Origin of the sequence: Streptomyces sp. NPDC060209, from assembly GCF_042728155.1 — a bacterium.
GTDB lineage: Bacteria > Actinomycetota > Actinomycetes > Streptomycetales > Streptomycetaceae > Streptomyces.
On sequence record NZ_JBHWZS010000301.1, the window covers coordinates 1 to 10,634 of the forward strand.

Genomic DNA, 10,634 nt, shown 5'->3' on the forward strand with positions numbered 1-10,634 from the left:
CGCTCCGCGTGTCCGTAAGTGGCATGGATGGCGTTGACCTCGATGGGGTCACCGAGCCTGGTGGCGGTGCCGTGCGCCTCGACGAGCTGGATGTCCTGCGGCTCCAGACCCGCGTCGGCGAGTGCCTGCTTGATCACCTTGGCCTGGGCCTTGCCGCTCGGTGCGGTCAGACCGTTGCTGGCACCGTCCTGGTTGACGGCGGTGCCCTTGATCACGCCGAGGATCCGGCGGCCCAGCCGACGGGCCTTGGAGAGTGGCTCCAGCACCAGTACACCAGCGCCCTCGGCCCACACGGTGCCGTTCGCCGCGTCGGAGAAAGTGCGACATCGGGCGTCGGGGGACAGCGCCTGTTTCCTGGCGTAGTCGACGAACATGCCGGGCCCGGCCAGCACGGTGCAGCCGCCTGCCAGCGCCAGATCCGTCTCGCCGCTGCGCAGCGAGCGCACCGCGGTGTGGATGGCCACGCCCGAGGACGAGCAGGCCGTGTCGATGCTCAGGGCCGGGCCCTCCAGGCCCAGCACGTACGAGATGCGTCCGGAGGCGACACTCGGTGAGGTGCCGGTGCCCATGAAGCCGGCCGTCTCCTCCTGCCAGCGCCAGAGCGGCATGCCGTACTCGTTGGGCATCACACCGACGAAGACGCCGGTGCGCGAGCCCTTCAGCGTCGAGGGGACGATGCCCGCCCGCTCGATCGCCTCCCAGGAGACCTCCAGCAGCATGCGCTGCTGCGGATCCATCGACTTGGCCTCGGCGGGCCGTATGCCGAAGAACGCGGCATCGAACCGGTCTGCGCCGTGCAGGAAGCCACCCTGGCGGACAAACGCCGGGTCGTAGAGGTCGTCGGTGTCCCAGCCGCGGTTGTCGGGAAACTCGCCGACGGCGTCATGACCACTTGCCACGAGGTCCCACAGGGCCTCCGGGGTGTCCACCCCACCGGGATAGCGGCAGGCCATGCCGATGACAGCGATGTCGTCGCGCGTCACGTCCTGCTCAGCCATGTCTCGACTCCATCTCCTTGTTCACGCATTCCGTCATTTCGGTGATCGTGGGGTGGTCGAAGACGAAGGTCTCCGAGAGGGGGAGTCCGGTGACCGCGGTGAGCCGGTCCAGGAACTCCACCAGAGTCAGCGAGTCGATCCCGAGGTCCGTGAGCGGTACCTCGGGGTCGAGGTCGGGCATGGATCCGCCCTGGATGTGGGCGAGTACGCGCTCCAGGAGGACCTGGGTCAGCCAGAACCGTTCGTCGCGGGTCGTGGCCGCGTCCCAGGCCCGCGGGTACGACGCCTCGTCAGGTTCCGGGACCGGCTGTCCGGCCGGCTCCACGGAGGACGGCGAGGGAGTCGGTACGGCGGCCGGGGCCAGCGTGGGCGGGGGCAAGGGGAAACGTTCCCTCTGGAAACGGTGCGTCGGCAGACCCGGCACGGTCGACGGCCCCCGGACACCGGCTGGAACGGCCGCCGGCGTGCCGACGTCGCCGGCGTGGACGTAATCGCTGGCCGCGCGCACCAGATGCGCGCCGTCGGCCCCGACGGCCGCGGCCCACCCCCCGGATACGGCGAAGCCGTGCCCGGCAGCCACCTTGCCCAGGCCCTCACGGATCTGTTCCCGGGACGCGCCGACCACGGCCGCCCGGTGCTCCCAGTGGGTGCGCCGGGCCAGAGTGGCGGCGATGCCCTGGATGTCGGCCCCCGCACCTCGGAGGTCCAGTTCGTCCAGCAGCGCCTGCGCCAGCTCGCGGACGCCCTCGGGGGACCGGCCGGACAGGCACCACACGGCGCCGTGCGCGTCGGCGACCGGCGTTGCCGACACCGGGATCCTCTCGGCCACCGGCGCGGGGCCGAGCACCACGTGGACATTGGTCCCGCCCATGCCGAAGGAGCTCACGCCGAGGACGTCGGCAGTGCCGAATGCCCGCTCCTCGTGCTTCTGGACCACACGCAGGCCCAGGCCGGCCAGGTCCACCCCCGGCGGCGGGGCGGTGAAGTTCAGGCTGGCCGGCAGAGCACCGTGCTCCAGCATCAGACAGGCCTTGATGAACCCGGCGATCCCGGCGGCCGACTCCAGGTGGCCGACGTTCGTCTTCACCGATCCGACCGGCAGCGGTTCACCCTCCGGCCGGTCGAGGCCCACCGCGGCGCCCAGCGCACGCGCCTCGACCGGGTCGCCCACCGGGGTGCCGGTACCGTGCAGTTCGACGTACGCCAGGTCCCCGGGCCGCGCCCCCGCCGTGCGCAGGGCTTCGGTGACCGCCTCGTACTGAGCTTCCTGGGAGGGCACGCCGAGACCGCCCCGGCCGCCGTCGTTGCTCACGGCGCTGCCGCGGACGACGCCGTAGACGTGGTCTCCGTCGCGCCGGGCTGCGGCCAGGGGTTTCAGGACGACGCAACCGCCGCCCTCGCCCCGTACATAGCCGTTGGCACAGGTGTCGAAGGTGTGGCAGCGGCCGTCCGGGGACAGCCCGCCCCACAGTTGGATCTGGTCGGTCGCTTCCTGGAGGAGGTTGAGGTGCACCCCGCCGACCAGGGCCGCGTCGCATTCCCCCAGGCGCAGGCTCGACAGGGCGCGGTGCAGGGCGGTCAGCGAGGAGGACTGCCCGCTGTCGACCACCTCGCTGGGGCCGCGCAGCCCGAAGTGATGGGAGACCCGGTTTGCCAGCATGCACCGGCTGGTGCCGGTGTGGCCGTACCGGTCCAGCGCCCCGGCCGCGAGGTAGCTCGTCCGGAAGTCGTCGGAGCATGCTCCGACGAAGACGCCCCAGCGGGCCCCTTGCAGGTCGCCCGCGCGGATCGCGGCGTCCTCGACGCTCTCCCAGGCGAGTTCGAGCATCAGCCGCTGCTGGGGATCCATGTACCGGGCCTCTCGCTGCGAGATTCCGAAGAATCCGGCGTCGAAGGCATCGGGGTGCTCGATGGACCCGGCCCGGCCGGGGCCTTTGGATGAGGGGCCTTCGCGCCCCTCGGGTATCGGGCCGACGTCCTCCGCACCGGATGCCAGGTTCTCCCAGAACCGGGACGGGTCGGAGGCTCCGGGGAAACGGCAGGACATGCCGACGACGGCGACGGGCGCCATGAGCGCCTCGCCGGTGGGGTGGGACATCACCGCGGCTCCCCCTGCCCGGCGGGGGCCGGTCCGGGGCCGACGCGCAGACTCCGCAACCCGCGGAACGTAGGACTGGCCTTCCAGTCGAACTCCTCGGCGGAGGTCAGCACGTCCAGCCCCGGGCAGCAGGAAATGAGCGTCTCGAAGGCAACCTCCGCCTCCAGCCGGGCCAGGTGCTTGCCGATGCAGTTGTGGATGCCTCCGCCGAAGGCGAGGTGGTCACGGCGGGACTGCTCGATGTCGAAGGTGTCGGGCTCGGTGAAGCGGCAGGCGTCGCGGTTGGCCGCGGCGAAGGCGAGGAACACGATCGCCCCTTGAGGGATCAGCACACCGTTCAGCTCGACCGGTTCGGTGACGTACCTGTAGAGCGAGAGGTTGAACGGTGCCTGGTGGCGCAGCATCTCCTCCACCGCGCCCGGCACCAGGTCCGGGTCGGCCCACAGCCGCCTCAACTGCTCGGGGTGGGCCGCCAGGGTGAGGAAACCGGTCACGATCAGATTGGCGGTGGTCTCGTAGCCCGCGGCCAGCAGGGCGTACGCCTGGGCCACCGCCTCGTCCTCGGGCAGGGAACCGGCCAGCAGGCCCAACACGTCGTCGGTCTCCGCCCCGTCCGTGCTCCGGGCGCGTATCAGACCGCGCAAGTACTCGGTCATCAGGCCTGCATCGCGCCGCAGGACCTCCGGCGCCGCGTCCCCGGTAATGGTCTGAACCCACCCGTGGAAGGTGCCGCGATCGGCGTCAGGCACACCGAGCGTGCGCGAGATCACCGATATGGAGAACGGAAAGGCAAAATCCTGTACAAGATCGAAGCTGCCCGCTCCCGCGACCTCTGCGAGCGTTTCCCGCGCCGTCCGCCGGATTGCCTCGCGGCGACCGGCCACGGCCCGGGCTGTGAACATCCCGTTGAGCGGCTTTCGCAGCCGTGTGTGGACCGGCGGGTCGTTGTTCGCCATGTTGGCGTAGAGCAGGGAGCCGCGGGCCGCGCCGCCGCTGCGGGCCGCGAAGAGCGGCATGGCCTCATCGATACTCTTTCGGAAGCGGGGATCCCGCAGAACGAATTCCACGTCCTCGTACGACGTGACGAGCCAGCCCTCGAGGCCGGGAGGCAGATATGCCATTCCTGTCTTCAGGACCATGGGAGTCGGCCGGTTGCCGTTCTCCTTTATGGCCCGGTAGGCGGGATGGGGATTCGCGTAGAAATCCTGGTCGAGTGATATCGGACAGGCGCTCGTTCCGGCGCCTTTGCTACCAGTCATCTCACACCTCAGAAAGGGAATGGCGGGAAGCGCGGCTGGACACCCGTCAGGCGCGACCGAGAATCAGTGAAACGTTGTGGCCGCCGAAGCCGAAGGAGTTGGCCAGCGCCGCATCCCACCGGCCGGTGCGTGGGGTCTGCCGTACGACATCCAGCTCGACGTCGGGATCCAGCTGCTCCAGGTTGCGTACTGCCGGGACCGACCCGTCGCGCAGAGCCAGCAACGCGGCGATCGCGCCGAGCGCGCCGGAGGCGCCGAGCAGATGACCGGTCATGGACTTGGTCGCGGTCACCACCGGGTGGCTGCCGACCGCTTCCGCGATGGCGCGGGCCTCGGCCACATCGCCCTGCGGCGTCGAGGTGGCGTGGGCGTGCACATGGCCGATCGCCTCGGGGGTGAGGCCCGCGTCACGCAGGGACAGCCGCATGGCGCGTACCTGGCCGTCCACGTCGGAGGCGGTGATGTGGGTGGCGCTGGAACTGGTGCCGGCACCCAGCACCTTGCCGTGCGGCGTCGTGACCCCGCGGCTCCGGGCATGGTCGGCCCGCTCCAGGACGACCGTCGCTGAGCCTTCGCCGAGCACGAACCCGTTGCGCTTGGTGTCGAAAGGCCGACAGGCGTGGGCCGGGTCGTCGTTCTGTGTGGACAGGGCCATCATCTGGGCGAACGCGGTGAGCGGCAGCGGGTGGACACTCGCCTCGACACCGCCGGCGACGACCACGTCGGCTCGGCCTGCCCGGATCAGGTCCAGGCCCAGCGCGATCGCCTCGGCGCCGGAAGCGCAGGCGCTGACAGGGGCGTGCGCCCCGGCCAGGGCGCCCAGGTCCATGCTCACCCAGGCCGCCGGCCCGTTCGACATCAGCATGGGCACGGTGTGCGGGGACACCCGCCGAGGGCCGGAGTTCTCCAGCACGTGGTTCTGGCCGAGCAGGGAGGTCACGCCGCCGATACCGGTGCCGATCACCACGGCCAGACGCTCCGGGTCGGGCTCGGGACTGCCCGCGTCGGCCCACGCCTCACGTGCGGTGACCAAGGCCATCTGCTCCGAGCGGTCCAGCTTGCGCGCCTGGGTACGGGCCATGGAGGCGGCGGGATCGGCCGTCAACCGACCGGCGATACGCACCGGAAGGCCTTCCGCCCATTCTTCCTCCAGGGTGCCGATTCCGTTCTCACCGTTTTGCATGGCCGCCCACGTGCTTGCCAGATCGGCGCCCAGCGGGGTCATTGCTCCCAGGCCGGTGGCCCACACCTCAATCGCGTTCTGCATGTACCGGGATGCTAGTGAAGGAAGCGGCTCGGTAGCAAGCAAGCAATTCGCGGAAGCCACCCCGGATTTCACCGCCCTGGGGGTCCCCTGTTTCCCCCCTATTTTCTATTCCGGGAATGCGGCTTACCCTCCTAGGGGGTGGTTGGGGGCGCTTCCGCGCATAGCACGCGAGGTTCAGCGCCGGGAGCCGGGGCGATGCACGGCGGACTTTCGTCCCGCAGCCGCCCCTCGCCCACGTGCATGGCCCGCACCGGCGTTCAGCGACGGCCTGTGGGCAGCTCGTGTTTTGATCTACCTGATGTACGCAGCACAGATCGGCCGTGACGGTCTTCGTGAGGGGGAGTGTCTGTGAGGAGAGTGTCCGTGACGACAGCCGACGGACGACAGGCGCGGGCGGTTCTCAGGGATCTGTTCGCGGGAGCGCAGAGAGGACAGGGCCGGGCCGTCCTTGTCACCGGCGGTGCGGGGATGGGCAAGACCACGCTCGTCCACGATCTCCAGGACCACGCGTCACGCGCGGGGGCACGGGTCCTCGCCGCGGTGGCTTCCCGGGCGGAACGCGAGCTGCCCATGGGGGCGATCGGCCAGCTGACGGCCGCCGCCGGAGAACCGTGGCCGCTCACCGGACCGACGTCCGGATCGGGGGCCTCACCGCAGGCCATCGACGGATTCCACCGGCTGATGCACGGGCTGGCTGAGCAGGGCCCGTTGCTCATCATGGTCGACGACGTGCAGGAGATCGACGCGCCTTCCCGGCACTGCCTGCTCTATCTGGTGCGCCGGGTCTCCACCTCGCGCATTCTGCTCGTGCTCGGCCAGCGCACCGAATCCTCCCCGCCCGGTACCGCGCTGACCTCGGAGTTCGTTCGCAATCCGCACTGCACGCTGGTGCAGTTGGGGGCCCTGGACCTCGCCGGCACCGAGGCCGTGCTCGCCGAGCGCTTCCCCGGGCAGCGGCGCACGCCCAAGGTCGTCAGGCCCTGGCACCACATCTCCGGCGGCAGCCCGCTGCTGCTCCAGGCGCTCCTGGAGGACGGCGGCGACCCGGCCCGGGAGACCGATCCCGGTACCGGGTCGGAGTCCGGTCCCGAGGCGGGTGAGGGTTTCCGGCTCGCGGTGCGCCATCTCCTGGACCAACTCGACCCGGCCGCTGTCCGTACAGCACGCGGACTGGCCGTCCTCGGGGAGGGAGAGCCCCCGGCGCTCCTGGGCAAGCTGCTCGACCTGCCCACCGGGACCGTGACCCGGGCCATGGCCTCCCTGGACGCTCTCGGCCTGACCGAGCGTGGCCGGTTCCGCGTGGCCGTCACCCGGGCCACCGTCCTGACGGACATGGCACCGGAGGAGCGCGCGGCCCTGCACCACGCCGCCGCCCGACTGCTGCACCGGGACCGGGCGGCGATCGACGAGGTGGCCCGTCATCTGGTCGCCGCCGGTCCCCTGAACGAGAGTTGGGTGCTGCCCGTCCTGCGGGACGCGGCCGAGGAGGCCCTGCGCGGTCACGACCCCGAACGCGCGCTCACCTTCCTGAGGGTGGCGCACGACGTCGGCGCCGACCCGCGGGAGCGCGCGCAGGTGCGGGCCGAGATCGCCCGTGCTGAGTGGGAGGTGGAGCCCGCCGCCGTCCGCACCCATCTGCCCGAACTGCTCGAGGACCACCGGGCCGGGCTGCTCGGACGCCGACAGAGCATCCGGCTGATCGCCCATCTGCTGTGGCACGGCCGCACCGAGGAGGCCGACTCCCTCTTCGCCGGCCTCGATCCCGTAGAGGCCGAGCTCTCGGCGGACTGCCGGGCGCAACTGGAGACCATGCGAGCCTGGTTCGCCCATTCCTATCCCGTACTCGGCGCCCGCTACCGCCGCAACGCGGTACTGGACGAGGCCGCGCTCAGCCGCAGTGTCAGCGCGCTGGACCCGCAGGCCGACGGGGCACTCGTGCTGTACGCGCTGATGTCGGAAGGCCCCACCGACACCGTGCAGAAGAAGGCCGAGCGACTGCTCGAAGGCGTGGTCCTGCACGATCCGCCGGTCGCCCCGGCCATCGCGGCACTCGCGACCTACGTTCAGGCCGCGCGGCTCGACAGGGCCGCGGACTGGTGCAACCTGCTGATGCACGGGGCCGGTCGGCGCACCCCCGTGGTCCGCGCGATCCTTGCGGCGGCGAGCGCTTCGGTGGAGAGCAAGCTCGGCAACTTCGAGTTCGCCCGGCGGCAGGCCGACGAGGCCTTGTCGTTGATGAGCCCGGCCTCCTGGGGTATCGCCCTGGGAGTCCCGCTCGCCGCCAAGGTGCTGGCCTGCACCGCGCTGGGAGACCGGGAGGGCGCCGCCGAGTGCTTCCGCATCCCGGTGCCCGAGGTGATGTTCCAGACCCTGCCGGGGCTGCACTACCTTCAGGCCCGGGGACGCCACCACCTCGCGGTCGGCCGGTACCACGCGGCGCTCGGGGACTTCTACGCCTGCCGGGACGTGATGGCCGCCTGGGAGCTGGACGTGTCGGCCTCGCTGTCCTGGCGGGTGTACGCGGCTGAAGCGTTGCACGAGCTCGGCAGCCCGGCTCAGGCGCGGGAACTGCTCGCGGAGGAACTGATCCAGCAGGGTGAGGGCAGCGGCGCCAACGCATGGGTGCGCGAACAGTCGCTGCGCCTGCTGGACCGGATGGGCGGTCCCCGTCCATCGCGCGGCCCCGCGCCCGATGAGGCACACGCGCCCTCGGAGGACAGCGGTCCGGAAGAGCTGAGCCGGGCCGAGCAGCGGGTGGCCCGACTCGCTTCCCAGGGCTTCACCAACCGGGAGATCGCCGCCCGGCTGTTCGTCACTACGAGCACCGTGGAGCAACACCTGACCCACGTGTACCAGAAGTTGAGGGTGCGAGGCCGTACCGACCTGCCCGCAGCGCTCGGCCGAGTGCCGATGAGCCGGTCGGTCGACGGACAGTCGTGAGGTGTACCGCCCGGCAACGCAGGTTCGCGGTGCCGGGCGCCCGGGCGAAAGACCGTCAGCTCAGTGCCACGCGTGCGGGCACACGGCGGAAGCCCTGACCGCTCTTGCGGCCCAGGAGCCCGTGGGTGACCAGCTGCTCCAGCAGGTCCGGCGGGGCGTAACCACCGTCGGGGAACTCCTCGTGCAGCCGGCGCAGGATGGCGACCGAGACGTCGAGGCCGATCGTGTCGAGCAGGGCGAACGGGCCCATGGGGTGGCCCAGTCCCCCTTCGACGGCGGCGTCCGTCGTCTCGACGTCGGTGTCGTTCCCGTCGAGCAGCCGGACGGCGTCGGCGAGGAAGCGGAACAACAAGTGGTTCACGATGAACCCGGCCCGGTCAGGGCAGGGCACCACGGTCTTGCCCACTCGTTCGCAGAGCGCCCGCGCGGCAGCGACCGACACGGCCGAGGTCCGGGGTGTGGTCACGAGCTCGACCAGCCGCATGACCGGAGCCGGGTTGAAGAAGTGCAGGCCCACCACGTCCTCGGGGCGCCCCGAGGCCTCGGCACACGCCGCCACCGACAGGCTGGACGTGGTGGTGGCCAGCAGGGTCCCGGGCCGGCACCTAGCGCCGAGGTCGGCGAACTGCTCCTCCTTGACCGCGAGATCCTCTGCTGTGGCCTCGACCACCACGTCGCATTGCCCGAGCCCCGACCGCCGGTCGGTGGTGGTGAGCCGCTCCAGCGCGCCCCGTTTGTCCTCCGGCGTGATCCGGCCGCGCCTCATCGACCTGGTCAGGGACGTCTCGATCGCCTGCCGCGCCTCCCGCGCCCGATCGGCGCCACGAGCGACCAGCAGGACGGGAAGCCCCGCGACCGTGATCGCTTCCGCCATACCGCGAGCCATGGTGCCCGAGCCGACGATGCCCACCCGGGCGACGGCCCCGGAAAGGTCCGGATCATGTGGGGTGCTCGCGGGTTCCGCCTCGTCGTAGGCGTAGAACCCCTGGCCGCTCTTGCGTCCCAGCAGCCCGGCGCGGACCAGGGAACCGAGCATGGAGGCGGGGCGGTAAGCCTCGTCCCCGGTGCGGTCCAACAAGTTCAGGAGCGTGGAGTGCACGGTGTCGAGGCCGATCTCGTCCACCAGTCGCAGCGGTCCGGTGGGCAGCCCGCAGCCCAGCCGCATGGCGGTGTCGACCGCCTGCTGGCCGGCATACCCCTGCCCAACCATCTGTATCGCGCGGTTGAGGTAGGCATGGAGCATCGCGGTCGCGTCCGCGGCGGGCCGTGCGCCGAGGGGGACCTGGGGCGTGCCGAGTCCGTCGAGCAGCACTTTCAGTGCGGCGGAGGCGTCGTCGTCCGTCATGGCCGTGTGCAACGGCTCGACGGCGATCCCCGGCGCGGGCGGGCGCAGCATTCGCAGGCCCAGTGTCCGAGCCGGGCGGCCGGAGGCGATGGCCAGGCGGTTCAGGGGGAGCGCGGCAGAGGTACTCACCAGGACCGTGTGGTCTCGGCACACCGCGTGCAACTGGCGCAGGATCGCGGTCTTGGCCCCCAGGTCCTCCGGGACGGCCTCCACCACGAGGTTGGCTCGTACCAGGGCAACCGTGTCGTTGGTCAGCGTGTACGCCGGTCCTGCTACGGCCTTCGTCCTCCGCTCCACGCGTGCCAGCACGTCGGGATCGTTGTCGACGCCGATGACCTCGTGCCCGGCGGCGCGCAGCAGGGCGATCAGAGGCCCGCCCACGGAGCCGAGACCGACGACACCCACGACTGATGAATTGCGCGGCATGAACTCACTCTGTCCCTTCTCTGGAAAGCCGTGCGGGCTCAACTTCCGGACACGCGGAAGCGGTTGATGGCGTCGATGTGCTGTTCGCGGAGCTCCGTGTCGCGCACGCCGAGGCCTTCGGCGGGGGCGAGGGCGAGGACGCCGACTTTGCCCTGGTGGAGGTTGCGGTGGACGTCGTGGGCGGCTTGGCCGGTGTCCTCGAGGGGGTAGACCTTGGAGAGTGTCGGGTGGATCTTGCCTTTGGCGATGAGGCGGTTGGCTTCCCATGCTTCGCGGTAGTTGGCGAAGTGGGAGCCGATGA

General features: G+C 71.0%; 7 protein-coding genes. 1 reads left to right on the forward strand and 6 read right to left on the reverse strand.

The genetic code is table 11. From position 1 onward, the window contains the following. From ACFWFI_RS35580 to ACFWFI_RS35595, 4 genes are all read right to left on the reverse strand, one after another. On the reverse strand, nt 1-998 hold a 998-nt coding region (locus ACFWFI_RS35580; protein ID WP_387398573.1), incomplete at its 3' end, for a beta-ketoacyl synthase N-terminal-like domain-containing protein. Next, on the reverse strand, nt 991-3,096 hold the full coding sequence (locus ACFWFI_RS35585; protein WP_387398575.1) for a beta-ketoacyl synthase N-terminal-like domain-containing protein: 2,106 nt from the start codon (nt 3,094-3,096) through the stop codon (nt 991-993). The genes ACFWFI_RS35580 and ACFWFI_RS35585, both read right to left, overlap by 8 nt. Continuing rightward, nucleotides 3,096-4,355 carry a cytochrome P450 gene (locus ACFWFI_RS35590; RefSeq protein WP_387398578.1) on the reverse strand — a complete coding sequence of 420 codons (1,260 nt, stop codon included), beginning with the start codon at nt 4,353-4,355 and terminating at the stop codon, nt 3,096-3,098. The genes ACFWFI_RS35585 and ACFWFI_RS35590 overlap by 1 nt, the downstream gene beginning before the upstream one ends. A gap of 46 nt (nt 4,356-4,401) precedes the next feature. Then, complete coding sequence (locus tag ACFWFI_RS35595) at nt 4,402-5,622, reverse strand: beta-ketoacyl-[acyl-carrier-protein] synthase family protein (protein ID WP_387398580.1); 1,221 nt, start codon at nt 5,620-5,622, stop codon at nt 4,402-4,404. 363 nt (nt 5,623-5,985) lie between these two features. Here ACFWFI_RS35595 and ACFWFI_RS35600 point away from each other — a divergent pair, with 363 nt between their 5' ends. Then, complete coding sequence (locus ACFWFI_RS35600) at nt 5,986-8,562, forward strand: AAA family ATPase (RefSeq protein WP_387398582.1); 2,577 nt, start codon at nt 5,986-5,988, stop codon at nt 8,560-8,562. A gap of 55 nt (nt 8,563-8,617) precedes the next feature. Here the strand turns inward: ACFWFI_RS35600 and ACFWFI_RS35605 are convergent, their stop codons facing one another. Both ACFWFI_RS35605 and ACFWFI_RS35610 read right to left on the reverse strand, forming a co-directional pair. After that, entirely contained in the window at nt 8,618-10,333 is a 1,716-nt protein-coding gene (locus ACFWFI_RS35605; RefSeq protein WP_387398584.1) for a 3-hydroxyacyl-CoA dehydrogenase family protein, read from the reverse strand. A gap of 38 nt (nt 10,334-10,371) precedes the next feature. Then, nucleotides 10,372-10,634 (reverse strand): zinc-binding dehydrogenase (locus ACFWFI_RS35610; protein ID WP_387398587.1); only part of this gene is annotated, 263 nt, incomplete at its 5' end.

What these genes read in the sequence shown, in the direction of transcription:
- ACFWFI_RS35605 (WP_387398584.1), bottom strand. Translation starts at nt 10,333, where the DNA reads ATGCCGCGCAATTCATCAGTCGTGGGTGTCGTCGGTCTCGGCTCCGTG.
- ACFWFI_RS35595 (WP_387398580.1), bottom strand. Translation starts at nt 5,622, where the DNA reads ATGCAGAACGCGATTGAGGTGTGGGCCACCGGCCTGGGAGCAATGACC.
- ACFWFI_RS35590 (WP_387398578.1), bottom strand. Translation starts at nt 4,355, where the DNA reads ATGACTGGTAGCAAAGGCGCCGGAACGAGCGCCTGTCCGATATCACTC.
- ACFWFI_RS35585 (WP_387398575.1), bottom strand. Translation starts at nt 3,096, where the DNA reads ATGTCCCACCCCACCGGCGAGGCGCTCATGGCGCCCGTCGCCGTCGTC.